Raw genomic sequence first — 25,340 nt, 5'->3', positions numbered from 1 at the left:
CTGTTCCGCATCGGCGACTGTGTGGCCCAGCGCAATACCCACGCTGCGATCTACGACGCCCTGCGCCTGTGCAAGGATTTCTGACCCAACACCGAACCAATGTGGACTCGGTCAAAAATGTGGGAGCGGGCTTGCTCGCGAAAGCGGTGTGTCAGTCGATACATCCGGTGGCTGATGCACCGCCTTCGCGAGCAAGCCCGCTCCCACATTAGACCTGTGTGGTCTGTGGGAGCTTCACCATGTTGAACACCTTGCTTCCTGTTCTTTTGTTCGCAGCGATGGGCCTCGCCGTCCTCGGCGCCCTGCGCCGGGTGAATATGTGGCGCCGTGGCCGTGCCGCCAAGGTCGACTTGCTGGGTGGCCTGCTGGCCATGCCCAAGCGCTATATGGTCGACCTGCACCACGTGGTCGCCCGCGACAAATATATCGCCAACACCCACGTCGCCACGGCCCTGGGCTTTGTGCTGTCGGCGTTGCTGGCGATCCTGGTGCACGGCTTCGGCCTGCATAACCGTATCCTCGGCTACGCCTTGCTGCTGGCATCGGTGCTGATGTTTGTCGGCGCCACCTTCGTCTATCTGCGCCGGCGCAACCCGCCGTCGCGGCTGTCCAAAGGCCCGTGGATGCGCCTGCCGAAAAGCCTGATTGCGTTCTCGGTGAGCTTCTTCCTGGTGACGTTGCCGGTGGCCGGGCTCCTGCCTGCCGACTTCGGTGGCTGGCTGTTGGCCGCGCTGCTCGGTGTGGGCGTGCTGTGGGGCGTGTCGGAAATGTTCTTCGGCATGACCTGGGGCGGGCCAATGAAACACGCCTTTGCCGGCGCCCTGCACCTGGCCTGGCACCGCCGCGCCGAACGCTTTGGCGGTGGCCGTTCCACCGGCTTGAAGCCGCTGGACCTGGCCGACAAGAACGCGCCCCTGGGCGTGGAAAAACCCAAGGATTTCACCTGGAACCAACTGCTCGGTTTTGACGCCTGTGTGCAGTGCGGCAAGTGCGAAGCCGCGTGCCCGGCCTTCGCCGCCGGCCAGCCGCTGAACCCGAAAAAGCTGATCCAGGACATGGTGGTCGGCCTGGCCGGCGGCACGGATGCCAAGTTCGCCGGCAGCCCGTATCCCGGCAAGCCCGTGGGCGAACACGGCGGCAATCCGCACCAACCGATCGTCAATGGCCTGGTGGACGCCGAGACATTGTGGTCGTGTACCACCTGCCGCGCCTGCGTCGAAGAGTGCCCGATGATGATCGAGCACGTAGACGCCATCGTTGATATGCGCCGCCACCTGACCCTGGAAAAAGGTGCCACGCCGAACAAGGGCGCCGAAGTCCTGGAGAACCTGATCGCCACCGACAACCCCGGCGGATTCGCCCCGGGTGGGCGGATGAACTGGGCGGCGGATTTGAACCTGCCATTGCTCGGCGACAAGCAAACCACCGACGTGCTGTTCTGGGTCGGCGACGGCGCCTTCGACATGCGCAACCAACGCACTTTGCGCGCCTTCGTCAAAGTGCTGAAAGCGGCCAAGGTCGACTTCGCCGTACTAGGCCTGGAGGAGCGCGACAGCGGCGACGTGGCCCGGCGTCTGGGCGATGAGGCGACGTTCCAATTGCTGGCCGCGCGCAATATCCAGACCCTGGCCAAGTACCGCTTCCAGCGCATCGTGACCTGCGATCCCCATAGCTTCCATGTGCTGAAGAACGAATACGGCGCCTTCGACGGCAACTACCAGGTGCAGCACCACAGCACCTACATGGCCGAGCTGATCGACGCAGGCCTGCTGAACCTGGGCCAGCACAAGGGCAACAGCGTGACCTACCACGACCCGTGCTACCTGGGGCGCTATAACGGTGAGTACGAGGCCCCGCGCCAAGTGCTGCGGGCGCTGGGGATCGAGGTCAAGGAGATGCAACGTTCGGGTTTCCGTTCCCGTTGCTGCGGTGGCGGTGGCGGCGCGCCGATCACTGATATTCCCGGCAAGCAGCGCATCCCCGACATGCGTATGGAAGACATCCGCGAGACCGGCGCCGAGCTGGTGGCCGTGGGTTGTCCACAGTGCACGGCGATGCTCGAAGGGGTGGTCGAGCCCCGCCCACTGATCAAGGACATTGCCGAGTTGGTGGCGGATGCCTTGCTCGAAGAGGCCGCACCGGCCAAGAACACACGTGTGCCAGCGGAGGTCCACTGATGAGCGACATTATCCGCCGCGACCCACGGGCCGAATGGATCGCCCGCAACCGCTTGCACCCGCTGCATGCGGCGATGCAACCGGAGCAGCACAGCTGGATGGGGCCTAACGGCATCATCCGTAAAAATGTGCATGGCATCGGTTTTATCGGCCCCAACGGCATCAAGCGGATCGACCGCAGCGGCGCCCAGCAGGGCGGTGCGACCAAACGTACGGCCGCGGCGCAAGTGCAGTTGCCGCTGCACCAGGTGCCAGCCCCGGCGTTTTACATCAACGTGGTGCCGGACATGGTCGGCGGCCGCCTGAGCAGCCACGACCGCGACTTGCTGGGCCTGGCGCGGCAACTGGCCGGCAGCGACGGTGCGGTGCTGGCAGTGGTGTTTGGCGAACATAAGGAAAGTGCCTTCGACACGGCCGGCGTGGATCGCCTGCTGGTGCTCGACGGCCACGAATTCGAGGGTTATTCACCGGAGCAGCGGGTCCATGGCCTGCGGGCTGTGGATAACCAGTTCCGCCCGCGTCATTGGCTGCTGCCCGACAGCCGCAGTGGCGGGGGTGAACTGGGGCGGCGCTTTGCCGCGAGCCTCAAGGAGCGCCCGGCCACCCGGGTGTGGCAGATCAAGGGTAATGAGTGCATCGGCCGTGCCGGCGCGGGCCAGGAAGACCTGGCGCGCACGCTGCCACGGCTGATCCTCGCTGCGGTGGAATGTGCCGATCCAGTCAGCGAAACGCGCCATGAAGTGTTGCCGGTGGAGTTATCCACAGCCCTGGCGCGCGGCTTGCCGCGTATTGAGGATCTGGGTGCGGTGGCAGTGGATCCCGGTGCGATTCCCATGGCCGAGGCCGAGTTTATTTTCTCCGGTGGCAATGGGGTCAAGGACTGGGACCTGTTCCATCAGACGGCCGCGGCCCTGGGCGCCACCGAAGGTGCGTCGCGGGTGGCGGTGGATGATGGCTTCATGGCTCGTGATCGCCAGGTGGGTGCCAGTGGTATCTGGGTCACCGCCCGGGTGTATGTGGCGGTCGGGATTTCCGGGGCGATCCAGCACCTGCAAGGCATCGGTGCCTGCGACAAGGTGGTGGCGATCAACCTCGATCCGGGTTGCGACATGATCAAGCGCGCCGACCTGTCGGTGATCGGCGACAGCGGCGACATTCTCCGGGCCTTGATTGCTGCGGTCCAGGCCCACCGTAACGGCGCCAAGCGCGATGCGGCTTAAACAAAGGATATGGCCATGACCACCCATGTAATCAGCCTGGTATCCATAGGCGCCCACCCGACCTCCGGCCGGCCGCGCCGCGCCGAACAGGATGCGCGTGCCGTCGAGCTGGGGTTGCAACTGGCTGGGGATAACCTGCAAGTGCTGCATGCCGGCGATATCGCCGAGCCGACCCTGCGTGCTTACCTGGGCATGGGGCTGGCGCAGTTACACGTGCTGGAACAACCGGCCGGCGCCGATGCCCTGCCAGTGCTCGGCGACTATCTGCGGGACACTGGTGCGCAGGTTGTGCTTACCGGCAGCCAGGCCGAAACGGGCGAGGGCTCGGGGATGTTGCCGTTCCTGCTGGCCGAGCAACTGGGCTGGCCGCTGATTGTCGGCCTGGCTCAGGTGGAGTCCATCGACAGCGGCGTAGCCCAGGTACTGCAAGCGCTGCCTCGTGGTCAGCGGCGACGCCTGAAAGTGCGCCTGCCGTTTCTGGCCACGGTGGATAACGCCGGGCCCAAGCCGCGGCAAAGCGCCTACGGCCCGGCCCAGCGTGGCGTGCTGCAGGAGCACGACGTGGCGGTGGTGGACGATGAGTTATTCACAGGCGCCGTGCTGCAACCGGCCAAGCCTCGGCCCAAGCGGCTCAAGGTGATCAAGGCCAAGAGCGGCGCCGACCGCATGAAGGCCGCCACGGCCAAGGCCAGCGGCGGAGGTGGGCAGGTGCTTAAGGGGGTAAGCCCTGAGGCGGGCGCTGAGGCAATTCTCAAGCTGCTGATTGAGGAGGGTGTGGTTCGCTAGGGCTGAAATAATCGCACATACATACCGCGATGCCAGCCTTTGCCAGTGCCTGGGTGTGAGCTTAAATAAATAAATTTTCAGCCAAAGGATCCAGCCCCATGCCCGTCAACTTCCGCGCGGCAGTGCCCGCCGATGCCCGCGATATAGCGCGTCTGTTCCTGATCTCTTCAGAAGGAGCCGCGGCTTACATCTGGAGCCAGCTCGCAGAGCCAGGCCAGGAACTCCTGGACGTTGGCGCCAGCCGTTATGCGCGCTCGGGTGTGGATTTCTCTTATGAAAATTGCCTGATCGCCGAATCAGAGGGCGTGGTGGTGGGCATGATGCACAGTTATGTCATGCGCCATGATCCGGATGCAGAGCCGGTTACCGATCCAGTCCTTGCTCCCTACGCGGACCTGGAGATCCCCGATACCCTTTATATTTCCAGCCTGGCGCTGCACGAAGGTTGGCGCGGCCAAGGCTTGGGCGTGCAATTTCTCGACCATGCCCGACAGCGGGCCGAGCACCTTGGGCTTATCGGCTTGAGCCTGATTGACTAAGCGGCCAATACCGGTGCCCTGAGGTTCTATGAGCGCCATGGCTTTCGGATTGTCGACAGTTGCCAGATAACCCCGCACCCGATGCTAGGTGTCACCGGCAAAGCTTATTTGATGCAGTACCCGTAGCCCTCGACTGGGGGTTACCCACAATCCCTGTTGGTTCACCTGTGGATAACCTGTTCGCGGTTGTCCACACCCCAGTGAAATCAAGCCCTGCAGCCCTCTGTACGAAAAACAACCAACCTAAGCGACGGTTTTTGCTCGGCTTTTTCTGTGGATAAGGAAATAGCCTGGCTCAGAGTTGCCCCCAAAGTCTGTTGGTGCTTCTGTGGATAAGATGTTCGCTATCCGCTGCAAGCCATAGAGATAAAGGCTTGTAGTGAGTTGGTTGAAAAATGATCAATATCGCTGTTTCAACCGATCTACGCGCGTAAAGCCTCGATTTTGCTCGGTTACAGGCGGTTTTCCACAGAAGGGGCAAAGTTGCCCCCAAAGTCTGTTGGCGCTTCTGTGGATAAGGTGTTTGCGTTCCTCTGCAGGCCATATGGAACGTGGCTTGTGAGCTTCTGGTTAAAAACTGATCAATGTTGGATAAAACTCGCTGCTTTGAATAAGTCACGGATTTTCTTGGTTTTATTTCAAGGGAACAGGGCAGTTGCCCACAATTGCTGTGGGTGGGTTTGTGGATAAGTTGTTGGGCGATGGCTGGAGGGCAGGGTAGTAGCGGGCTGGAGCAGTGATGGTCAATTTATGAACAGATGAGTATCCAAATGTGGGAGCAGACTTGCTCCCACATTTTTGATCTCTGGTACGTCAGTTACTCGTGTGCGGCGACACCTTTGAGGTACGGCGCCGGTGCCGCCCCCAGGTTGTTCAGCATGCGCTCGCTGTACCAGTCCACAAAGTTCACCACGCCAAACTCATAGGTCTTGGAGTACGGCCCCGGCTGGTAAGCGGTGGAGTTGATTCCGCGCTGGTTCTCTTCGGCCAGGCGTCGGTCCTGGTCGTTGGTCGCGTCCCACACTTGGCGCATGCGCTCGACGTCGTAGTCCACCCCTTCCACAGCGTCCTTGTGCACCAGCCACTTGGTGGTGACCATGGTTTCCTGGGCGCTGATCGGCCACACGGTAAAGACGATGATGTGATCGCCCATGCAGTGGTTCCACGAGTGCGGCAGGTGCAGGATGCGCATCGAGCCGAGGTCGGGGTTCTTGATGCGGCCCATCAGTTTCTTGCAGCCCTGCTTGCCATCCAGGGTCATCGACACGGTGCCCTTGAGCAGCGGCATGCGCACGATGCGGTTACGCAGGCCGAAGCTGGCGTGGGCGTAAGGGATCTTCTCGGCGTCCCAGGCGGCGGCTGAAGCGGCAACGTGGTCCTTGAAGGCCTGGTCGGCCCGTGGGTCGGTGACGTCGTCCCATTCCAGCAGGGTTTTCAGCAACTCGGGGTGGGAGGCGTTGCAGTGGTAGCACTCGCGGTTGTTTTCCAGCACCAGTTTCCAGTTGGCTTTTTCGAACAAGGTGGTCTGGATCGCCACCTTGGTGTTTTCCATGTCGTAGGGTTCCATGTAATGGTTCAGCGTCGACAAAAAGTCATCAATGGCCGGCGGGTTCTCGGCCAGGCTGATAAAGATGTAGCCGCCGGCGGTCTTCACGTTCACCGGTTTGAGGCCGTACTGCTTCATGTCGAAGTCGGCGCCCATCTCGGTACCGGCGAACAGCAGGCGCCCGTCCAGTTCGTAGGTCCACTGGTGGTAATGGCACACCAGTTTGGCGACCTTGCCCTTGTCGCTGGTGCACAGGCGCGAGCCGCGATGGCGGCAGACGTTGTGGAAGGCATGCACCACGCCTTCGGCGCCACGAATCACGATGATCGGGTTCTTGCCGATCTGCAGGGTCAGGTAGTTGCCCTTGGCCGGGATTTCGCAGGTCATGCCGGCGATCAACCATTCCTTCTGGAAGATCTCCTGCATGTCGATATCGAACAGCCGCTGGTCAGAGTAAAACGGCTGGGGCAGCGAAAAAGTGCGCTCGCGCTCTTGCAGCATTTGCGCGGTGGCCTTGCGTGCGGGTTCCAGCGGATCGCCCAAGCTCAAGGTTGCGGTGACGTCCATTATGTGTGTCCTCAAGGCCATTCTGTGTGGCCGCGATAAGTGGCTGATCAGGTTTGCAGCAAGGCGTAAAGAAAGCGTCGTTGTTGGCTGCGAGTGTGGGCCCGGTGCTGCCCGCAACCTTATCCATTAACGACATGGCCCACTCTGTTCCCGACGCGCAACCCCAGTGGTATGGGGGCTGGTCGCGATAAGTATGCGAATGTCGCAGATAGGTAAATGGCAGGTCGCGGCGTTACGCAGAATCGCCAGCATCAAGCCGAACTACGGCCGTGGAGAACAGCATGTCCAACAGCTTCCTGAATCCTGTCACCACCCAGACCTGGGCCAATGGTCGGCACATCGTCCGTTGCGTCAAAGTCATCCAGGAAACCTGGGATGTGCGCACCTTCTGCTTTATGGCCGACCAGCCGATCCTGTTCTTTTTCAAGCCGGGGCAGTTCGTCACCCTGGAGCTGGAGATCGACGGCCAGCCGATCATGCGCTCGTACACCATTTCCAGCTCGCCATCGGTGCCCTACAGCTTCTCGGTGACGATCAAGCGCGTGCCGGGTGGCAAGGTCTCCAACTGGTTGCACGACACCCTGCACGAAGGCCAGGAGCTGGCGGTACACGGGCCGGTCGGGCTGTTCAATGCCATCGACTTCAGCAACCCCAAGGTGCTGTACCTCAGCGGCGGCGTGGGGATCACCCCGGTGATGTCCATGGCGCGCTGGTATTACGACACCAACGCCAATGTCGACATGGTGTTTGTGCACAGTGCCCGCTCGCCGAAAGACATCATCTACCACCGCGAGCTGGAGCATATGGCGTCGCGCATCGACAACTTCAGCCTGCACCTGATCTGTGAGAAACACGGCCTGGGCGAGCCGTGGGCCGGTTATCGGGGTTACCTCAACCAGAAAATGCTCGAACTGATGGTGCCGGACTTCCTTGAGCGCGAAGTGTTCTGCTGCGGCCCTACGCCCTATATGAACGCGGTCAAGCGCCTGCTGGAAGCCAATGGCTTCGACATGAGCCGTTACCACGAGGAATCCTTCGGCGCCACGCCACCGGAGGCGCGGGCTGATGCTGTGGAACAAGCCGAACAGGCCGCCGATGCGCCGGAAATCGACCTGGCGGATCTGCACCAGGTGGAATTTATCTCGTCAGGCAAAAGCATTCGTGTGGCACCCGGGGAAACCGTGCATGCGGCAGCTGCCAAGCTGGGCCTGCTGATTCCCAAGGCCTGCGGCATGGGCATATGCGGCACATGCAAGGTGATGAAGCTGGGTGGGGAAGTGGAGATGGAGCACAACGGCGGGATTACCGAGGAAGACGAAGCCGAAGGCTACATCCTGTCGTGCTGCAGCGTGCCGAAGGGCGATGTGCGGATCGAGTTCTAATACCCCCCCCTGATCGTTCCCACGCTCCGCGTGGGAACGATCAGGAAGTTAGCGGGCGTAGATATGAATCGCGAATTGCTCGCCTGAAGCTGTCGGTTCGAAGACTTTTTCGGTGATTCTCAAGGTCTGGCCAGGTTCCTGGATGATGTCACCGACCTTCGCCAGTTTGCGGAATTCATCCCAGCCGACGAGGGTGGTCGAGAGTTGGGTATCGCTTTGCAGGATGTTGCCGAAGGTTTGATTTTCCATGGTGCAGTCCTCTGCTGGATTTCCGTTTCCGGCCGATAGTTCGGCAGGCAGTGTGGCCCGCAAGGTGGCCTGTGCAGTGGCCTTTCCTTGCGGGTTCCAAGAGGCTAGCCCATGAAGAGCAGGCTGGGTGCTGTCAGAAATATCAAAAAATAGTCTCGGCATTCCGCCAGTATCAGGCCCACACCGGCAAGCCGGATGAGATCAGGCGCCCATCACCTCACGAATATCCGCTGCCAGTTCACGCACCCGTTCTTCCTCGGTATCCCACGCACACATGAAGCGCGCACCGCCCTTGCCGATGAAGGTGTAGAAGCGCCAGCCCTTGGCCGTCAGCGCCGCGATGGCCGGTTCCGAGAGTTGCAGGAACACGCCGTTGGCCTGCACCGGGAACATCAATTCCACGCCGGGAATATCCGCTACCAGGCTGCTGAGCAACTGGGCGCAGTGGTTGGCGTGGCGTGCATGTTTGAGCCAGGCGTCGTTTTCCAGCAGGCCGACCCAAGGGGCGGAAAGGAAGCGCATTTTCGACGCCAGTTGGCCGGCCTGTTTGCAGCGGTAATCGAAGTCTTCCGCCAGCTTGTGGTTGAAGAACAGGATCGCTTCACCCACCGCCATGCCGTTTTTGGTGCCGCCAAAACACAGCACATCCACACCGGCTTTCCAGGTCAGGTCGGCAGGCGAGCAGCCGAGGAAGGCGCAGGCGTTGGAGAAGCGTGCGCCGTCCATGTGCAGGTTCAGCCCCAGTTCCTTGCAGGTGGCGCTGATGGCGCGGATTTCATCCGGGGTGTACACGCTGCCCACTTCGGTGGCCTGGGTCAGGGTCACGACGCGGGGCTTGGGGTAGTGGATGTCCTGGCGCTTGAGGGCGATCTCGCGGATGGATTCGGGGGTCAGCTTGCCGTTTTCGGTGCGCGCGGTGAGCAGCTTGGAGCCGTTGGAGAAAAACTCCGGCGCGCCGCATTCGTCGGTCTCGACGTGGGCGGTTTCCGAGCAAATCACGCTATGGTAGCTCTGGCACAAGGAAGACAGGGCCAGGGAGTTGGCCGCTGTTCCGTTGAAGGCGAAGAACACTTCACAGTCGGTTTCGAACAGTTTGCGGAAACCGTCGGCGGCGCGGTGGGTCCATTCATCATCGCCATAGGCGCGTTGATGGCCCTGGTTGGCGAGCTCCATGGCGGCCCAGGCTTCCGGGCAGATACCGGAATAGTTGTCACTGGCAAATTGTTGGCTCTTGTCGGTCATGGCCCGTTCCTGTGGTCGATGTTGGTGCGCACTTTAACCAAGAATATCCGGCGCGCGCACGCACTGTTAATGCAAAGTCTCTGGGGAATTATGCACGGTACTGAAACGATTCCTTTACAGCGCGAGCGCGATGGCGCGCTGGACCTGCTCAAATGGCTGGCGCTATTGAGCATGGTGCTGGACCACTTGCGCTATGTCGGTTTAAGCCTCGATGGCCTGTACGTGCCGGGGCGCCTGGCGTTCCCGTGGTTTTGCCTGGCGATTGCGGCCAATTTGCAGCGGGTCCGTGATGCACCCGTCACCGGGCAATGGCGTTACCTGGGGTGGCTGCTGCTGTTCAGCGTGATCAGCGAGGTGCCGTATCGGCTGTTTATCGACAATGCCGATACATTGAATGTGCTGCCGACCCTGGCGCTGGGTTTGCTGGTTGCCCGAGGATGGCAGCAAAAGACGCTTTTTGACCGCGGATTGGCGCTGATTGCCCTGCTGGCCGGCGCTGTGTTCTCGGCGCAACTGATGTTCGGCTTTTTTGGTGTATTGCTGCCGCTGGCGATGTTGTTGGTGTTTAGTCGCCCCTGGTATTTCAGCGTGTTGCCGGGATTGGTGTGTGTAGCTGCCAATCAATGGCAGGTCTTACTCAATAGCGGCAATCTCGTCGCGATGCTCGGGTTGGCCACCTGCCTGATTGCGCCATTGGCCGGATTGGTCTTGTTGCGACATGCCCAAGGCGCCTCGCCCCCGGCCATGCGGCGCTGGGCGTATGCACTTTATCCCGCGCATTTCTTACTGCTGCTACTCCTTCGAAAGGTCATCACATAGCCCCTGTGGGAGCGGGCTTGCTCGCGAATGCGGTGGCCCAGCCAATGCATGTGCTGCCTGACACACCGCATTCGCGAGCAAGCCCGCTCCCACATTTGTTCGGTGTTGTTCTGGCCATGTCGTAAACGCACCTTTGCGTGGCGTGCGTAGGCATCTGACCTGCCTGCGCCAGCCCTACCATCGCATCAAAGGGCCCTGCACGGGCCTCAACAATACGAAAGGCTGGGAGAGACGCGATGTTCAGCAAACAAGACCAGATCCAGGGATATGACGACGCACTGCTGGCGGCCATGAATGCCGAGGAGCAGCGCCAGGAAGATCATATCGAGCTGATCGCGTCGGAGAACTACACCAGCAAGCGTGTGATGCAGGCCCAGGGCAGCGGCCTGACCAACAAATACGCCGAAGGCTACCCTGGCAAGCGCTACTACGGCGGCTGCGAGCATGTGGATAAAGTCGAGGCCCTGGCCATCGAGCGCGCCAAGCAACTGTTCGGCGCCGATTATGCCAACGTGCAGCCGCACTCCGGTTCGTCCGCCAACAGTGCGGTGTACCTGGCGCTGATCAATGCCGGTGACACCATCCTCGGCATGAGCCTGGCCCACGGCGGTCACCTGACCCACGGCGCCAAGGTGTCGTCGTCGGGCAAGCTGTACAACGCGGTGCAGTACGGCATCAACACCGACACCGGGCTGATCGACTACGACGAAGTCGAGCGCCTGGCCGTGGAACACAAGCCGAAGATGATCGTTGCCGGCTTCTCCGCCTATTCCAAGACCCTGGACTTCCCGCGTTTTCGCGCCATCGCCGACAAGGTCGGTGCGCTGCTGTTCGTTGACATGGCTCACGTCGCCGGCCTGGTGGCTGCGGGTCTGTACCCGAACCCGCTGCCTTACGCCGATGTGGTCACCACCACCACCCACAAAACCTTGCGCGGTCCACGTGGCGGCTTGATCCTGGCCAAGTCCAACGAAGAGATTGAGAAAAAACTCAACTCCGCTGTATTCCCCGGCGCCCAGGGCGGCCCATTGATGCATGTGATCGCGGGCAAGGCGGTGTGCTTCAAGGAGGCAATGGAGCCAGGCTTCAAAGCGTATCAACAGCAGGTGATCGACAACGCCCAGGCCATGGCCAGCGTGTTTATCAAACGCGGCTACGATGTAGTGTCCGGCGGCACCGATAACCACCTGTTCCTGGTCAGCCTGATCCGCCAGGGCCTGACCGGCAAGGACGCAGACGCCGCCCTCGGTCGCGCCCACATCACCGTCAACAAGAACGCCGTGCCCAATGACCCGCAGTCGCCGTTCGTGACTTCGGGCCTGCGTATCGGCACCCCGGCGGTGACCACCCGTGGTTTCAAGGTGACGCAATGCGTGGAGCTGGCGGGCTGGATCTGCGACATCCTCGACAACCTCGGTGACGCCGATGTCGAGGCCAATGTGGCCAAGCACGTGTCTGCGCTGTGCGCTGATTTCCCGGTTTATCGCTGAGCGCGGTTTTGGAGTAATGCCTATGCAACGCTACTCAGGCTTCGGCCTCTTCAAGCACTCCCTCAGCCATCACGAAAACTGGCAGAAGATGTGGCGCACGCCGACCCCGAAAAAGGTCTACGACGTGGTCATCGTCGGCGGCGGCGGGCATGGTCTGGCCACCGCTTACTACCTGGCCAAGGAGCACGGCATCACCAATGTGGCCGTGGTCGAGAAAGGCTGGCTGGGCGGCGGTAACACCGCACGCAACACCACCATTGTGCGTTCCAACTACCTGTGGGACGAGTCGGCGCATCTCTATGAGCATGCGATGAAGCTCTGGGAAGGTTTGTCCCAGGACCTGAACTACAACGTGATGTTCTCCCAGCGTGGCGTCTACAACCTGTGCCACACCCTGCAGGACATCCGTGATTCCGAGCGTCGCGTGAGCGCCAACCGCCTCAACGGCGTGGACGGTGAGCTGCTGAATGCCAAGCAGGTCGCGGACGAGATTCCGTACCTCGATTGCTCGAAAAACACCCGCTACCCGGTACTGGGTGCCACCGTGCAACGGCGCGGCGGCGTGGCCCGTCACGATGCTGTGGCGTGGGGCTTTGCCCGTGCTGCCGATGCCTTGGGCGTGGACCTGATCCAGCAGACCGAAGTCATCGGTTTCCGCAAGGAAAACGGCGTGTGCATCGGCGTGGAAACCAACAAGGGCTTTATCGGCGCCAAGCGCGTCGGGGTGGTCACAGCCGGTAACTCCGGGCACATGGCCTCGCTGGCCGGGTTCCGCCTGCCGATTGAATCCCACCCGCTGCAAGCGTTGGTGTCGGAGCCGATCAAGCCGATTATCGACAGCGTGATCATGTCCAACGCCGTGCACGGGTACATCAGCCAGTCCGACAAGGGCGACCTGGTGATCGGCGCCGGTATCGACGGCTACAACGGCTACGGCCAGCGCGGCTCGTACCCGGTGATCGAGCACACCATCCAGGCCATCGTCGAGATGTTCCCGGTGCTGTCGCGGGTGCGCATGAACCGTCAGTGGGGCGGCATCGTCGACACCACGCCGGACGCCTGCCCGATCATCTCCAAGACCCCGGTACCGAACATGTTTTTCAACTGCGGCTGGGGCACCGGTGGCTTCAAGGCCACCCCCGGTTCAGGCAACGTGTTTGCCGCGAGCCTGGCCAAGGGTGAGATGCACCCGCTGGCGGCACCTTTCTCCATCGACCGTTTCCACAACGGTGCGCTGATCGACGAACACGGCGCTGCGGCCGTCGCCCACTAACAGGAGAAATTCCCTATGTTGCATATCTTCTGTCCTCACTGTGGCGAACTGCGCTCCGAAGAGGAATTCCACGCCTCCGGCCAAGCGCATATCCCGCGCCCGCTGGACCCGAATGCCTGCACCGATGAAGAGTGGGGCGACTACATGTTCTTCCGCGATAACCCCCGTGGCCTGCACCACGAACTGTGGATCCATGCCGCCGGTTGCCGCCAGTACTTCAACGCGACCCGCGACACCCTGACCTACGAAATTCTTGAAACCTACAAGATCGGTACCCAGCCGCAATTCACCGCCAAGGCTTCTGGAGAGAAGGTATGAGCCAGATCAATCGCCTGTCCAACGGTGGCCGCATCGACCGTAATAAAGTCCTGACGTTTACCTTCAACGGCCAGAGCTACAAAGGCTTTGAAGGCGACACCCTGGCTGCCGCCTTGCTGGCCAATGGTGTGGATATCATCGGCCGCAGCTTCAAGTACTCGCGCCCGCGCGGCATCTTCGCCGCCGGCGCCGAAGAGCCGAACGCGGTGCTGCAGATCGGTGCCACCGAAGCCACGCAGATCCCTAACGTGCGCGCCACGCAACAGGCGCTGTACCAGGGCCTGGTCGCCACCAGCACCAACGGCTGGCCGAGCGTGAACAACGACATGATGGGCATACTCGGCAAGGTCGGCGGCAAGCTGATGCCGCCGGGTTTCTACTACAAAACCTTCATGTACCCGCAATCGTTCTGGATGACCTACGAGAAGTACATCCGCAAGGCCGCCGGGCTTGGTCGCTCGCCGACCGAGAACGATCCGGACACCTACGACTACATGAACCGCCATTGCGACGTGCTGATCGTCGGCGCCGGCCCTGCCGGCCTGGCAGCGGCCCTGGCCGCTGCGCGCAGTGGCGCGCGGGTGATCATCGCTGATGAGCAGGAAGAGTTCGGCGGGTCGTTGCTCGATTCGCGCGAAAACCTCGACGGCAAGCCGGCGACCGAATGGGTCGCCAGTGTGATCGCCGAGCTCAAGGCCCTGCCAGACGTGGTGCTGCTGCCTCGCGCTACCGTCAATGGTTATCACGACCATAACTTCCTGACCATCCATGAGCGCCTCACCGATCACCTCGGTGACCGTGCGCCGATTGGCGTGGTGCGCCAGCGTATTCACCGTGTGCGTGCCAAGCGTGTGGTGCTGGCGACCGGCGCGTGTGAGCGTCCACTGGTGTACGGCAACAACGATGTGCCGGGCAATATGCTCGCCGGTGCAGTTTCGACCTACGTGCGCCGTTACGGCGTGGCGCCGGGTAAAAAACTGCTGCTGTCGACCAACAACGATCACGCTTACCGTGTGGCGCTGGATTGGTTCGACGCTGGCCTCACCGTGGTCGCGGTGGCCGATGCACGCCACAACCCACGCGGCGCGCTGGTGGAAGAAGCGCGCGCCAAAGGCATTCGCATCCTCACCGGCAGCGCCGTGATCGAAGCCCGTGGCAGTAAGCATGTGACCGGCGCCCGTGTGGCCGCCATCGACGTCAAAGCACACAAGGTCACCAGCCCCGGCGAGTGGCTGGACTGCGACCTGGTGGCCAACTCCGGCGGCTATAGCCCGGTGGTGCACTTGGCTTCGCACCTGGGCGGCAAGCCGACCTGGCGTGAAGATATCCTCGGTTTTGTACCGGGCGAAGCGCCGCAGAAACGTGTGTGCGTGGGGGGGATCAACGGTGTCTACGGCTTGGATGATTCCCTGGCCGATGGCTTTGAAGGCGGCGTGCGCGCGGCCAGCGAGGCCGGGTTTGCTCCGGTGGAAGGTACGCTGCCCAAGGCCCTGACGCGCCTGGAAGAGCCGACCCTGGCCCTGTTCCAGGTGCCTCACGAAAAAGCCACTGCACGGGCGCCCAAGCAATTTGTCGACCTGCAGAACGACGTCACCGCCGCCGCCATCGAACTGGCGACCCGCGAAGGGTTCGAGTCGGTGGAGCACGTCAAGCGCTACACCGCGCTGGGCTTCGGCACCGACCAGGGCAAGCTGGGCAACGTCAACGGCCTGGCCATCGCGGCCCGCTCGCTGAACGTGACCATCCCGCAGATGGGCACCACCATGTTCCGCCCCAACTACACGCCGGTAACCTTCGGCGCGGTAGCGGGCCGGCACTGTGGGCACATCTTCGAGCCGGTGCGCTACACCGCGCTACAAGCCTGGCACGTGAAAAACGGCGCCGAGTTTGAAGATGTCGGCCAGTGGAAACGCCCGTGGTACTTCCCGCGCAACGGTGAAGACCTGCATGCGGCAGTCAAGCGCGAATGCCTGGCCGTGCGCGACAGCGTCGGCCTGCTGGACGCTTCGACTCTGGGCAAAATCGACATTCAAGGCCCGGATGCCCGCGAGTTCCTCAACCGCATCTACAGCAACGCCTGGACCAAGCTCGACGTGGGCAAGGCGCGCTACGGCCTGATGTGCAAGGAAGACGGCATGGTCTTCGACGACGGCGTGACCGCCTGCCTTGCCGACAACCACTTCCTGATGACCACCACCACTGGCGGCGCCGCCCGCGTGCTGCAGTGGCTGGAAATCTACCAGCAGACCGAATGGCCGGACCTCAAGGTGTACTTCACCTCGGTCACCGACCACTGGGCGACCATGACCTTGTCCGGGCCCAACAGCCGCAAGCTGTTGAGCGAAGTCACCGATATCGACCTGGACAAGGACGGCTTCCCGTTCATGACCTGGAAAGAAGGCTTGGTGGGCGGCGTGCCGGCGCGGGTGTTCCGCATCTCGTTTACCGGTGAGCTGTCCTATGAAGTCAACGTGCAGGCCGACTACGCCATGGGCGTGCTGGAACAGATTGTCGAGGCTGGCAAACAGTACAACCTGACCCCGTATGGCACCGAGACCATGCACGTACTGCGGGCCGAGAAGGGCTTCATTATCGTCGGCCAGGACACCGACGGCTCGATGACCCCGGACGACCTCAACATGGGCTGGTGTGTGGGCCGCACCAAACCGTTCTCGTGGATCGGCTGGCGCGGGATGAACCGCGAAGACTGCGTGCGTGAAGAGCGCAAGCAACTGGTGGGCCTGAAGCCGATTGACCCGAAAGTGTGGCTGCCTGAGGGCGCGCAGCTGGTGTTCGATCCGAAGCAGAGCATCCCGATGAAGATGGTCGGCCACGTGACCTCCAGCTATGCGCACAACTCCCTCGGCTATTCGTTTGCGATGGCGGTGGTCAAGGGCGGCTTGAAGCGTATGGGCGAGCGGGTGTTCTCACCGCAGGCGGATGGCAGTGTGATCGAAGCGGAGATTGTGTCTTCGGTGTTCTTTGACCCGAAAGGCGAGCGCCAGAACATCTGATAGACCGAGGTGCGGCCTTCGCGAGCAAGCCCGCTCCCACTGGGGAAATGCATTCCGAAATGTGGGAGCGAGCTTGCTCGCGATGGCGGCAGAAGCCGCACAACAGAATTCAAGAAAGGTGCTTTATGACCGCAGCCAATGTGTACCAACAACGCCCCACCACCGGCGCCAAGGCCGAGTCGTCGCTGCACCATGCCGACCTCGCCAGCCTGGTCGGCAAGGGGCGCAAGAACGCCGGCGTGATCGTGCGTGAAAAGAAACTCCTCGGCCACCTGACCCTGCGCGGCGATGGCCACGATGCCGCGTTCGCCGCTGGCGTGCACAAGGCCCTGGGCATCGAACTGCCGGGTGCCCTGAGCGTGATCGTCAAAGGTGAAACCAGCCTGCAATGGCTCGGCCCGGATGAATGGTTGCTGATCGTGCCGAGCGGTGAGGAATTTGCCGCCGAGCAAAACCTGCGCGCGGCCCTGGGGGATTTGCATATCCAGATCGTCAACGTCAGCGGCGGCCAGCAGATCCTCGAACTGAGCGGCCCGAACGTACGCGATGTGCTGATGAAATCCACCAGTTACGACGTGCACCCCGACAACTTCCCGGTGGGCAAGGCCGTGGGCACGGTGTTCGCCAAGTCGCAACTGGTGATCCGCCATACCGCTGAAGACACCTGGGAACTGCTGATTCGTCGCAGCTTCTCGGACTATTGGTGGTTGTGGCTGCAGGATGCCTCGGCCGAATACGGCCTGAGTGTCCAAGCCTGAGCAGATGGGCTGTTGTGGCGAGGGGGCTTGTCCCCGTTGGAGCGCGCAGCGGTCCCGGTAAGGTCACTGCAGTTTTTCTGAAAGAACCGAGTGGCTGATTTTAGGGCTGCTTCGCAGCCCAACGGGGGCAAGCCCCCTCGCCACAAAGGCCTGAGGATTCAAGTATGAGCCGCGCACCCGATACATGGATTTTGACCGCCGACTGCCCCAGCGTGCTCGGCACGGTGGACGCGGTCACCCGCTATCTGTTCGAGCAGGGCTGCTACGTCACCGAGCACCATTCGTTCGATGACCGCCTCTCCGGGCGTTTTTTTATCCGCGTGGAATTCCGCCAGCCCGACGACTTTGACGAGCAAGGTTTCCGCGATGGCCTGGCCACCCGCGGCGAAGCCTTTGGCATGATCTTCGAGCTGACGGCGCCGAACTACCGGCCAAAAGTGGTGATCATGGTGTCCAAGGCCGATCACTGCCTCAACGATCTTTTGTACCGCCAACGCATCGGCCAATTGTCGATGGACGTGGTCGCAGTGGTGTCCAACCACCCCGATCTCAAGCCATTGGCCGACTGGCACCAGATTCCTTACTACCATTTCCCCCTCGACCCCAATGACAAACCGTCCCAAGAGCGCCAGGTGTGGCAAGTGATTGAAGAGACGGGGGCCGAACTGGTGATCCTTGCGCGCTACATGCAAGTGCTGTCGCCGGAGCTGTGCCGCAAGTTGGATGGCAAGGCGATCAATATCCATCACTCGTTGCTGCCGGGGTTCAAGGGCGCCAAGCCGTATCACCAGGCATACAACAAAGGGGTGAAGTTGGTTGGCGCCACTGCGCATTACATCAATAACGACCTGGACGAAGGCCCGATCATCGCCCAGGGCGTGGAAGTGGTGGATCACAGCCACTATCCCGAGGACCTGATTGCCAAGGGGCGGGATATCGAGGGACTGACATTGGCGCGGGCGGTGGGGTACCACATTGAGCGACGGGTGTTCTTGAACGCCAATAGAACGGTGGTGCTCTGACTGACGCCATCGCAGGCAAGCCAGCTCCCACCGGGTGATATGTGAACCCTGTGGGAGCGGGCTTGCCCGCGATGAGGCCCTCACAAACAACGCAAAAACAGCATCTGTAACCCGAGCACTCAAACGCGCTGCCCATCCAAAGGGGCAACGCAGTTCCATAAAAACAACAGCGAGGTGAAAGCATGTCTGGTAATCGTGGTGTCGTGTATCTCGGCAACGGTCAGGTCGAAGTACAGAAAATCGACTATCCCAAAATGCAGGACCCCCGTGGCAGGAAGATTGAACACGGCGTTATCCTGCGCGTGGTCTCCACCAATATCTGCGGCTCCGACCAACACATGGTGCGCGGCCGTACCACCGCCCAGACCGGCCTGGTGCTCGGTCACGAAATCACCGGCGAGGTGATCGAGAAGGGCAGCGACGTCGAGAACCTGAAACTCGGCGACCTGGTGTCTGTGCCGTTCAACGTTGCTTGCGGCCGCTGCCGCTCCTGCAAGGAACAACACACCGGCGTATGCCTGACCGTCAACCCGGCCCGTGCCGGTGGTGCCTACGGCTACGTGGACATGGGCGACTGGACCGGCGGCCAGGCCGAGTACGTGCTGGTGCCCTACGCCGACTTCAACCTGCTGAAACTGCCGGATCGCGACAAGGCCATGGAGAAAATCCGTGACCTGACCTGCCTCTCCGACATCCTGCCCACCGGCTACCACGGCGCGGTCACTGCGGGCGTTGGCCCTGGCAGCACCGTGTACATCGCCGGCGCCGGTCCCGTAGGCCTGGCCGCTGCCGCTTCCGCACGCTTGCTGGGGGCGGCGGTGGTGATCATCGGTGACGTCAACCCGATCCGCCTGGCCCACGCCAAGGCCCAGGGTTTTGAAATCGCCGACCTGTCCACCGACACCCCGCTACACGAGCAAATCGCCGCGCTGCTTGGCGAGCCGGAAGTGGACAGCGCCGTTGACTGCGTGGGCTTTGAAGCCCGCGGCCATGGCCATGACGGCGTCAAGGCCGAAGCCCCGGCCACGGTGCTCAACTCACTGATGGGCGTGGTGCGTGTGGCGGGCAAGATCGGTATTCCCGGCCTGTACGTCACTGAAGATCCAGGGGCGGTGGATGCCGCCGCAAAAATGGGCAGCCTGAGCATTCGTTTCGGTCTGGGCTGGGCCAAGTCCCACAGCTTCCACACCGGCCAGACCCCGGTGATGAAGTACAACCGCCAGTTGATGCAGGCGATCATGTGGGACCGCATTAACATCGCGGAGATCGTGGGTGTGCAGGTGATCAGCCTGGACGACGCGCCGCGTGGTTATGGCGAGTTCGATGCAGGTGTGCCGAAGAAGTTTGTGATTGATCCGCACAAGCTGTTCAGCGCGGCTTAACAGCAACAACCACTCGCCAATGTGGGGGCTGTGGGAGCTGGGCCCCCACATTGGCGATTGGGTGTCTGGGGATCAGCGGATCGCCAGCGCACCCTGGTACACCATCGGGCCGGTAGGCTGCTTGCTCACCGAGCCACCCTTGGTTTCCGAACTGACCATCAATTCCACCGGCTGGCTGATAGTTTCCTGCTGACGTGGGTTGAGGCCGATGATGCCTTTGCCATCCTCCGGCAACAGGCCCAAAGACACCGGCGTGCCGCCTGCAGGCAGGGCCCACAGTTCGAGGCTGCGGTCCGGTTCCGGCGCAGTGGCCGCAATCGGCTGGACTTCCAGGTAATCCTTGTGCGCCATGATTTGCGCCGCCGGCTGTTGGGTGCTGCTGACCAGGGTCGCTGCAGACTTGACGCTGTCCTGGGTATAGAGCGCGCCGCCGATACCGGCAACCACCACCACGCAGACGCCGATGAACAGGCGCGGGCGGGTCCAGAATGAGGGCTTGTGCTCGATCACTGGGGGTTGGGACGCAGTCATAAGGCTCTTCCTGACAAGTTTTGTAGTGTGTTGATTGACCCTGTGGCTGGCGATGGGTTCCTAGTGGCAGTTTGATGGTGTCGGTTTTTGGGGCTTTTCTGAACAAATCTGTGAGCTGGAACAACCGGTGGGATGCTGGGTCAAACGGCTGCTTTAGCTCCTACATTTACGAGGTTGTCTCGATGAAGATTTCACGCGGTTTTGCCCTGTCCTGCCTCCTGACCGTGGCGGCCAGCCCGGTATTTGCAGCAGGCTTCAGCCTGGGTGATGTGGCCAACGCCGTCGCTGGCGCCCAGGGCACCAACAAGGCCGCCGCCGCTGCGCCGAGCGCACAAACCGCAGGTTTGCTGGGAGCGTTGACCAAACAGTTGAATGTCACCCCGGAGCAGGCCGTCGGTGGCACCGGTGCGATGTTGGGCCTGGCCAAGAACCAACTCAGCAGCACTGATTATTCGCAGTTGGGCAAAAGCGTGCCGGGCCTGGATAAGCTGTCGGGTGGCAACGCTTTGGGCAGCCTTGGCGCCTTGAGCGGCATGCTCGGCCAAACCGGTGGCAGCAAGACCAGCGGCCTCGATGGCCTGTTGGGGAACGTCAAGGACACCAACGATCTGAACACTGCGTTCAGCGCCTTGGGCATGGACAGCGGCATGATCGGCCAGTTTGCCCCGGTGATCCTGCAGTACCTGGGTGGCCAGGGTGCCGACAGTTCAGTACTGGGCAAGCTAGCCGGCATCTGGGGGGCGGGGAGCTGAAAAACACCTCGGTGTGAAGTCGTCCTGGGAACTGAGCGGTCGGCTCTAACCACTGATCTACACCCGGCTGGAACTCGGCCTTCTCCTCCCCCAGCGAGGGGGCTCCAGACCGGGTGTCGTTCCCTTTAAGGAGATCTTCCAATGAGCGAATCAACAATATCGCGCAATTCATTCCCGGGATTTGGCAAACCCCCGGTCGACTACAGCAAGATGACCAGGGAGGAGTTTGAGAAGGCTGCAGGCATGAAGTTCATGTCTTACGATGAAATGATCAACGGCAATAAGCCTGATTCGGAGTCGGGTAATGCCTCGGGTAAGAAGCCCGATTCGGGATCGGGTAAGACCTCTGGTCTGAAGTTCATGTCTTACGATGAAATGATCAACGGCAATAAGCCTGACTCGGAAACGGGTCGTGTCTCCGGCGGCGCGGACGCCTCCGGGAGCGTTGCCGGTGTGGGTTTTAGTGCCGGTGCCGGTGCTTCGATCAAGTTTTAAATGAACCAGCCTGCCAGGTGGCCGTCACGGGTTGCGGCGAGTCACCTGATAAGCTCATTAAGGCGCGCATCCTTCTCCAGCCAGAGCTGGTTGACCCAGTTCTGGACGCTCTGGCGAAACGCCGGATCATTCTCGTAATCCCCCTGCCACAACGCCGGATCCAGCTCGCGGGTGCGGATATCAACAATCACCCGGGGCACCGCGCCGCTGATCAAATCCCAGAACCCTGGAATCCTGTCCTGTGGGTAGACCACGGTTACGTCGAGGATCGCATCCAACTGCTCGCCCATGGCCGCCAGTACAAATGCCACGCCACCGGCCTTGGGCTTGAGCAGGCGAGTGAACGGCGAGTTCTGCTGGGCCCGCTTGGCCTCGGTAAAGCGCGTGCCTTCCAGGTAGTTGACCACCGTCACCGGCTGGCGCTTGAACAGCTCGCAGGCCTGTTTGGTGATCTTCAGGTCCTGGCCCGCCAGTTCCGGATGCTTGGCCAGGAACGCCTTGGTGTAGCGCTTCATGAACGGGTAATCCAGGGCCCACCAGGCCAGGCCCAGGAACGGCACCCAGATCAGCTCCTTTTTCAGGAAGAATTTGAAAAATGGCGTGCGCCGGTTGAGGGTCTGGATCAGCGCCGGGATATCCACCCAGGATTGATGGTTGCTGATCACCAGGTACGAGGTATCGACCCTCAGCCCGGTATCGCCGCGAATATCCCATTGGGTGGGGATACACAGGGCAAAGATCAGCTTGTCGATCTCGGCCCAGGTCTCGGCAATCCACATCACGGCCCGGGAGGCATAGTCCCGTGACCGCCCGGGCGCCACCAGCTTGAGCAGGGCGAAGACCATCAGCGGGCCGATCAGGATCAGCGTGTTGAGTAACAGCAGCAGTGTGACGAAACAGCCGGTGAGCAGGCGGCGCATAAGGAACTCTTGCAAACGGTTGGACGGGCCATCATAAGCAGCTTGAGTCTAGAGGCCAAATCGCAATTGACCTGACGAATGTTTCACTTTGTGTTGCGTATGCTGGGTAACGATCCAACTTCGGGCTGTGTTTGCAGTCTAGTATTGGCCTACTTACCTTCAAGGAAACCTCCTACGTGAAATCCCTCCTTGCCCTGTTAGCCGTGGTTGCCCTGCCCGTGATGGCCGCCGAGCCGACCCTGTACGGGCGCTACGAATATATCCAGTTGCCGGAAATCGGCGAGACCTTCAAGGCCAAGATGGACACCGGCGCGCTGACCGCCTCGCTGTCGGCCCGCGACATCCAGACCTTCACCCGCGATGGCGAGGACTGGGTGCGGTTCCGTCTCAGTGGCAAGGATGTGAGCAACAAGGTCTATGAACACAAAGTGGCGCGCATCAGCAAGATCAAGAACCGCGCCGACGAAGATGAAGACAAGGAAGACACCAGCGTGGCCAAGCGCCCGGTGGTGGAGCTGGAAATGTGCCTGGGCAACGTCAAGCGTACGGTGGAGGTCAACCTCACCGACCGCAGCAGCTTCAACTACCCGCTGCTGATCGGCGCCAAGGCTCTGCGCGAGTTCGGCGCTGCGGTGAACCCGGCCCGGCGCTACACCGCCGACAAACCTGACTGCTGATTGACGCCGCACAAGGCATGGGGCACCGTTCACCTTTAGCTCCCAGTGCTCGGACGCCATGCCCCATATCCTGATTGTCGAAGACGAAGCGGCGATAGCCGATACGCTGATTTTTGCCCTGCAGGGCGAAGGCTTCACCACCACCTGGCTGACCCTCGGCCAGGCCGCGCTGGAGCATCAGCGGCAGACCCCGGCCGATATGCTGATCCTCGACATCGGCCTGCCGGACATCAGCGGCTTTGAAACCTGCAAGCAACTGCGCCGCTTCAGCGAAGTGCCGGTGATGTTCCTCAGTGCCCGCGACGGCGAGATCGACCGCGTGGTGGGCCTGGAAATCGGCGCCGACGACTATGTGGTCAAACCCTTCAGCCCACGGGAAGTGGCGGCGCGGGTCAAGGCGATCCTCAAGCGCGTGGCGCCAGTGGCAGTGCCGGCCAGCGGCGGGCTGTTCCAGGTAGACCACGAGCGGGTGCAGATCCAGTATCGCGGCCAGTTGCTGGGCCTGACTCGCCATGAATTCCGCCTGCTCAATTGCCTGCTGGAACAGCCCGAACGGGTGTTCAGTCGCGAGCAGTTGCTGGATGCGGTCGGCGTGGCCGCCGATGCCGGCTACGAGCGCAATATCGACAGCCATATCAAAAGCCTGCGCAGCAAGCTGCGTGGCGTGGTTGCCGAGGCCGAGCCGATCCAGACCCATCGCGGCCTGGGCTACAGCTACAGCCCGAGCCACGCCTGATGCGCCTGGGGCTGCGGATTTTCCTGGTGTATGCGCTGTTTATCGGCCTGACCGGCTACTTTGTGCTCAACACCGTCATGAAGGAAATCCGCCCCGGCGTGCGTCAGTCCACTGAAGAAACCCTGGTGGACACCGCCAACCTGCTGGCGGAAATCCTGCGTGATGATGTGAAGAACGGCACCCTTGGCCAAAGCCACTGGCCCACCGTGCTCAAGGCCTACGGCGAGCGCCAGCCGGGGGCAACCATCTGGGGCCTGGCGAAAAACCAGGTCAACCACCGCATCTATGTGACGGACGCCAAGGGTGTCGTGTTGCTGGATTCCAGCGGTACGGCGGTGGGCCAGGACTACTCGAAATGGAACGATGTGTACCTGACCCTGCGCGGTGAGTACGGCGCCCGCTCGACCCGCAGCGATGCCGATGACCCGGCGTCCTCGGTGATGCACGTGGGCGCGCCGATCCGCGATAACGGGCAGATCATTGGCGTGGTCACGGTGGCCAAGCCCAACAGCTCGCTGCAGCCCTACGTCGACCGTACCGAACGCCGCCTGCTGTGGTACGGCGCCGGTCTGGTGGCGCTGGGCTTGCTGTTGGGGGCCCTGTTGTCCTGGTGGTTGAGCGCGGCGCTACGGCGCCTGACCACCTATGCCCAGGCGGTCAGCGAAGGGCGCCGCGCCGAGTTGCCGCATTATCGTGGCGGCGAGTTGGCGCAGTTATCCACCGCTGTGGAGCACATGCGCACGCAACTGGAAGGCAAGGCCTATGTCGAGCGTTATGTGCACACCCTGACCCACGAACTGAAAAGCCCATTGGCGGCGATTCGCGGCGCGGCGGAACTGTTGCAGGGGGAAATGACAGTCGCCCAGCAGCAGCGGTTCGTCGGCAATATCGCCAGTGAAAGTGCGCGCTTGCAGCAGTTGATCGAACGCCTGCTGAACCTGGCCCAGGTCGAGCAGCGCCAGGGCTTGGAGCAGCAGATTTCGGTACCGTTGGCCGCCTTGGTCGATGAGGTCCTCAAGGCACAATGCGCGCGGATCGAGCAGGCCGGGTTGCAGGTCGAACGTCTGATCGAAGCCGACGTAAAGCTGTTTGGCGAGCCGTTTCTGCTGCGCCAGGCCCTGGGCAATCTGCTGGAAAATGCCCTGGACTTCACCCCGCCCGGCGGCACGCTGCGTTTCAGCGCCCAGGTGCGGCATCATGCTGTGGATGTGCGCCTGTTCAACCAGGCCGAACCGATCCCCGAATACGCCCTGCCACGCCTGAGCGAGCGTTTCTATTCCCTGCCGCGCCCGGTCAGTGGCCGCAAAAGCACCGGCCTGGGCCTGAACTTTGTCGAAGAAGTGATGAAGCTGCACGGCGGCTCATTGCTGATTGGCAACGTGCCGGGTGGCGTGGAAGTGGTGCTGCATCTCCACACAGTCTCCACATTGCCCTCATAAATCCCC

23 protein-coding genes and 1 pseudogene are annotated in these 25,340 nt (G+C 61.7%); 19 read left to right on the top strand and 5 right to left on the bottom strand.

Annotated elements, in window-relative coordinates; genetic code table 11:
* The 5 genes and pseudogenes from PSFL_RS07495 to PSFL_RS07475 form a co-directional block, all read left to right on the top strand.
* A partial coding sequence (locus tag PSFL_RS07495) for a hypothetical protein (RefSeq protein WP_374068321.1) occupies positions 1-84 on the top strand: 84 nt, incomplete at its 5' end.
* Between the two features lie 155 nt (positions 85-239).
* Positions 240-2,177, top strand: coding sequence for a dimethylglycine demethylation protein DgcB (gene dgcB, locus PSFL_RS07490; RefSeq protein ID WP_273878874.1), 1,938 nt, complete (start codon positions 240-242; stop codon positions 2,175-2,177).
* On the top strand, positions 2,177-3,397 hold the full coding sequence (locus PSFL_RS07485) for an electron transfer flavoprotein subunit alpha/FixB family protein (protein WP_397469858.1): 1,221 nt from the start codon (positions 2,177-2,179) through the stop codon (positions 3,395-3,397). Before dgcB ends, PSFL_RS07485 begins: the two co-directional genes overlap by 1 nt.
* Positions 3,398-3,412: 15 nt before the next feature.
* The gene (locus PSFL_RS07480; protein WP_057440263.1) at positions 3,413-4,183 is read left to right on the top strand and encodes an electron transfer flavoprotein subunit beta; all 771 of its coding nucleotides are present in this window, start codon (positions 3,413-3,415) and stop codon (positions 4,181-4,183) included.
* 98 nt (positions 4,184-4,281) lie between these two features.
* Positions 4,282-4,848: pseudogene (locus tag PSFL_RS07475) on the top strand (GNAT family N-acetyltransferase).
* Between the two features lie 691 nt (positions 4,849-5,539).
* Here the strand turns inward: PSFL_RS07475 and gbcA are convergent.
* Positions 5,540-6,835: a glycine-betaine demethylase subunit GbcA gene (gene gbcA / locus PSFL_RS07470; RefSeq protein WP_057440265.1), complete on the bottom strand. Its 1,296-nt coding sequence runs from the start codon at positions 6,833-6,835 to the stop codon at positions 5,540-5,542.
* A 281-nt stretch (positions 6,836-7,116) separates the two neighbouring features.
* On the opposite strand from gbcA, the gene gbcB reads away from it, so the two are divergent.
* Positions 7,117-8,217, top strand: coding sequence for a glycine-betaine demethylase subunit GbcB (gene gbcB / locus PSFL_RS07465; protein ID WP_057440266.1), 1,101 nt, complete (start codon positions 7,117-7,119; stop codon positions 8,215-8,217).
* A 48-nt stretch (positions 8,218-8,265) separates the two neighbouring features.
* On the opposite strand, the gene PSFL_RS07460 is transcribed toward gbcB, so the two are convergent.
* Positions 8,266-8,466 (bottom strand): hypothetical protein, encoded by a 201-nt coding sequence (locus tag PSFL_RS07460; RefSeq protein ID WP_057960834.1) that lies wholly within the window; start codon positions 8,464-8,466, stop codon positions 8,266-8,268.
* Between the two features lie 201 nt (positions 8,467-8,667).
* Positions 8,668-9,708 carry a low specificity L-threonine aldolase gene (locus PSFL_RS07455; protein WP_032858640.1) on the bottom strand — a complete coding sequence of 347 codons (1,041 nt, stop codon included), beginning with the start codon at positions 9,706-9,708 and terminating at the stop codon, positions 8,668-8,670.
* A 90-nt stretch (positions 9,709-9,798) separates the two neighbouring features.
* On the opposite strand from PSFL_RS07455, the gene PSFL_RS07450 reads away from it, so the two are divergent.
* The 8 genes from PSFL_RS07450 to fdhA all read left to right on the top strand — a co-directional run bounded on the left by PSFL_RS07450 (position 9,799) and on the right by fdhA (position 19,784).
* Positions 9,799-10,527: a TraX family protein gene (locus tag PSFL_RS07450; RefSeq protein ID WP_057960832.1), complete on the top strand. Its 729-nt coding sequence runs from the start codon at positions 9,799-9,801 to the stop codon at positions 10,525-10,527.
* Between the two features lie 236 nt (positions 10,528-10,763).
* Positions 10,764-12,017, top strand: coding sequence for a serine hydroxymethyltransferase (locus PSFL_RS07445; RefSeq protein ID WP_057440269.1), 1,254 nt, complete (start codon positions 10,764-10,766; stop codon positions 12,015-12,017).
* 22 nt (positions 12,018-12,039) lie between these two features.
* A complete protein-coding gene (locus PSFL_RS07440; protein WP_010207084.1) occupies positions 12,040-13,290 on the top strand; it encodes a sarcosine oxidase subunit beta in 1,251 nt (416 codons plus the stop codon).
* A 15-nt stretch (positions 13,291-13,305) separates the two neighbouring features.
* The gene (locus PSFL_RS07435) at positions 13,306-13,608 is read left to right on the top strand and encodes a sarcosine oxidase subunit delta (RefSeq protein WP_057440270.1); all 303 of its coding nucleotides are present in this window, start codon (positions 13,306-13,308) and stop codon (positions 13,606-13,608) included.
* A complete protein-coding gene (locus tag PSFL_RS07430) occupies positions 13,605-16,622 on the top strand; it encodes a sarcosine oxidase subunit alpha (protein WP_397469857.1) in 3,018 nt (1,005 codons plus the stop codon). The genes PSFL_RS07435 and PSFL_RS07430 overlap by 4 nt, the downstream gene beginning before the upstream one ends.
* A gap of 125 nt (positions 16,623-16,747) precedes the next feature.
* Positions 16,748-17,380: a sarcosine oxidase subunit gamma gene (locus PSFL_RS07425; RefSeq protein ID WP_057440271.1), complete on the top strand. Its 633-nt coding sequence runs from the start codon at positions 16,748-16,750 to the stop codon at positions 17,378-17,380.
* A 164-nt stretch (positions 17,381-17,544) separates the two neighbouring features.
* Positions 17,545-18,402 carry a formyltetrahydrofolate deformylase gene (purU, locus tag PSFL_RS07420; RefSeq protein WP_057960830.1) on the top strand — a complete coding sequence of 286 codons (858 nt, stop codon included), beginning with the start codon at positions 17,545-17,547 and terminating at the stop codon, positions 18,400-18,402.
* A 182-nt stretch (positions 18,403-18,584) separates the two neighbouring features.
* Entirely contained in the window at positions 18,585-19,784 is a 1,200-nt protein-coding gene (gene fdhA / locus PSFL_RS07415) for a formaldehyde dehydrogenase, glutathione-independent (protein WP_032858631.1), read from the top strand.
* Positions 19,785-19,856: 72 nt separating this feature from the next.
* On the opposite strand, the gene PSFL_RS07410 is transcribed toward fdhA, so the two are convergent.
* The gene (locus PSFL_RS07410; RefSeq protein WP_057440273.1) at positions 19,857-20,315 is read right to left on the bottom strand and encodes an anti-sigma factor domain-containing protein; all 459 of its coding nucleotides are present in this window, start codon (positions 20,313-20,315) and stop codon (positions 19,857-19,859) included.
* Between the two features lie 182 nt (positions 20,316-20,497).
* Between PSFL_RS07410 and PSFL_RS07405 the strand changes: the two genes are divergently transcribed.
* Together PSFL_RS07405 and PSFL_RS07400 are read left to right on the top strand one after the other, a co-directional pair.
* The gene (locus tag PSFL_RS07405) at positions 20,498-21,067 is read left to right on the top strand and encodes a DUF2780 domain-containing protein (RefSeq protein ID WP_115129163.1); all 570 of its coding nucleotides are present in this window, start codon (positions 20,498-20,500) and stop codon (positions 21,065-21,067) included.
* Positions 21,068-21,208: 141 nt separating this feature from the next.
* Positions 21,209-21,562 (top strand): hypothetical protein, encoded by a 354-nt coding sequence (locus tag PSFL_RS07400; protein ID WP_057440274.1) that lies wholly within the window; start codon positions 21,209-21,211, stop codon positions 21,560-21,562.
* 41 nt (positions 21,563-21,603) lie between these two features.
* Here PSFL_RS07400 and PSFL_RS07395 read toward each other — a convergent pair whose 3' ends face one another.
* A complete protein-coding gene (locus tag PSFL_RS07395; protein WP_397469856.1) occupies positions 21,604-22,482 on the bottom strand; it encodes an acyltransferase in 879 nt (292 codons plus the stop codon).
* Positions 22,483-22,658: 176 nt separating this feature from the next.
* Between PSFL_RS07395 and PSFL_RS07390 the strand changes: the two genes are divergently transcribed.
* From PSFL_RS07390 to creC, 3 genes are read left to right on the top strand one after another with little or no spacing between them, the layout of a single operon-like run.
* Positions 22,659-23,159 carry an ATP-dependent zinc protease gene (locus PSFL_RS07390; protein WP_057440275.1) on the top strand — a complete coding sequence of 167 codons (501 nt, stop codon included), beginning with the start codon at positions 22,659-22,661 and terminating at the stop codon, positions 23,157-23,159.
* Positions 23,160-23,217: 58 nt separating this feature from the next.
* Positions 23,218-23,895: a two-component system response regulator CreB gene (gene creB / locus PSFL_RS07385; protein WP_057440276.1), complete on the top strand. Its 678-nt coding sequence runs from the start codon at positions 23,218-23,220 to the stop codon at positions 23,893-23,895.
* Positions 23,895-25,334, top strand: a complete 1,440-nt coding sequence (creC, locus tag PSFL_RS07380) for a two-component system sensor histidine kinase CreC (RefSeq protein ID WP_397469855.1) — start codon at positions 23,895-23,897, stop codon at positions 25,332-25,334. The genes creB and creC overlap by 1 nt, the downstream gene beginning before the upstream one ends.
* Positions 25,335-25,340: the final 6 nt, after the last annotated feature.

This window comes from Pseudomonas sp. DD1, from assembly GCF_044510355.1.
Lineage (GTDB): Bacteria > Pseudomonadota > Gammaproteobacteria > Pseudomonadales > Pseudomonadaceae > Aquipseudomonas > Aquipseudomonas shahriarae.
This window is presented reverse-complemented; position numbering and strand designations above follow the sequence as displayed.

Excerpts from the sequence above, each read along its gene's own strand:
- gbcB (WP_057440266.1), top strand. The coding sequence starts at position 7,117 with ATGTCCAACAGCTTCCTGAATCCTGTCACCACCCAGACCTGGGCCAAT.
- gbcA (WP_057440265.1), bottom strand. The coding sequence starts at position 6,835 with ATGGACGTCACCGCAACCTTGAGCTTGGGCGATCCGCTGGAACCCGCA.
- PSFL_RS07400 (WP_057440274.1), top strand. The coding sequence starts at position 21,209 with ATGAGCGAATCAACAATATCGCGCAATTCATTCCCGGGATTTGGCAAA.
- fdhA (WP_032858631.1), top strand. The coding sequence starts at position 18,585 with ATGTCTGGTAATCGTGGTGTCGTGTATCTCGGCAACGGTCAGGTCGAA.
- PSFL_RS07480 (WP_057440263.1), top strand. The coding sequence starts at position 3,413 with ATGACCACCCATGTAATCAGCCTGGTATCCATAGGCGCCCACCCGACC.
- PSFL_RS07460 (WP_057960834.1), bottom strand. The coding sequence starts at position 8,466 with ATGGAAAATCAAACCTTCGGCAACATCCTGCAAAGCGATACCCAACTC.
- PSFL_RS07440 (WP_010207084.1), top strand. The coding sequence starts at position 12,040 with ATGCAACGCTACTCAGGCTTCGGCCTCTTCAAGCACTCCCTCAGCCAT.
- PSFL_RS07410 (WP_057440273.1), bottom strand. The coding sequence starts at position 20,315 with ATGACTGCGTCCCAACCCCCAGTGATCGAGCACAAGCCCTCATTCTGG.
- creB (WP_057440276.1), top strand. The coding sequence starts at position 23,218 with ATGCCCCATATCCTGATTGTCGAAGACGAAGCGGCGATAGCCGATACG.
- PSFL_RS07430 (WP_397469857.1), top strand. The coding sequence starts at position 13,605 with ATGAGCCAGATCAATCGCCTGTCCAACGGTGGCCGCATCGACCGTAAT.
- PSFL_RS07455 (WP_032858640.1), bottom strand. The coding sequence starts at position 9,708 with ATGACCGACAAGAGCCAACAATTTGCCAGTGACAACTATTCCGGTATC.
- PSFL_RS07395 (WP_397469856.1), bottom strand. The coding sequence starts at position 22,482 with ATGCGCCGCCTGCTCACCGGCTGTTTCGTCACACTGCTGCTGTTACTC.
- PSFL_RS07405 (WP_115129163.1), top strand. The coding sequence starts at position 20,498 with ATGAAGATTTCACGCGGTTTTGCCCTGTCCTGCCTCCTGACCGTGGCG.
- PSFL_RS07435 (WP_057440270.1), top strand. The coding sequence starts at position 13,306 with ATGTTGCATATCTTCTGTCCTCACTGTGGCGAACTGCGCTCCGAAGAG.
- creC (WP_397469855.1), top strand. The coding sequence starts at position 23,895 with ATGCGCCTGGGGCTGCGGATTTTCCTGGTGTATGCGCTGTTTATCGGC.
- PSFL_RS07425 (WP_057440271.1), top strand. The coding sequence starts at position 16,748 with ATGACCGCAGCCAATGTGTACCAACAACGCCCCACCACCGGCGCCAAG.
- dgcB (WP_273878874.1), top strand. The coding sequence starts at position 240 with ATGTTGAACACCTTGCTTCCTGTTCTTTTGTTCGCAGCGATGGGCCTC.
- PSFL_RS07485 (WP_397469858.1), top strand. The coding sequence starts at position 2,177 with ATGAGCGACATTATCCGCCGCGACCCACGGGCCGAATGGATCGCCCGC.
- PSFL_RS07450 (WP_057960832.1), top strand. The coding sequence starts at position 9,799 with ATGCACGGTACTGAAACGATTCCTTTACAGCGCGAGCGCGATGGCGCG.
- PSFL_RS07445 (WP_057440269.1), top strand. The coding sequence starts at position 10,764 with ATGTTCAGCAAACAAGACCAGATCCAGGGATATGACGACGCACTGCTG.
- purU (WP_057960830.1), top strand. The coding sequence starts at position 17,545 with ATGAGCCGCGCACCCGATACATGGATTTTGACCGCCGACTGCCCCAGC.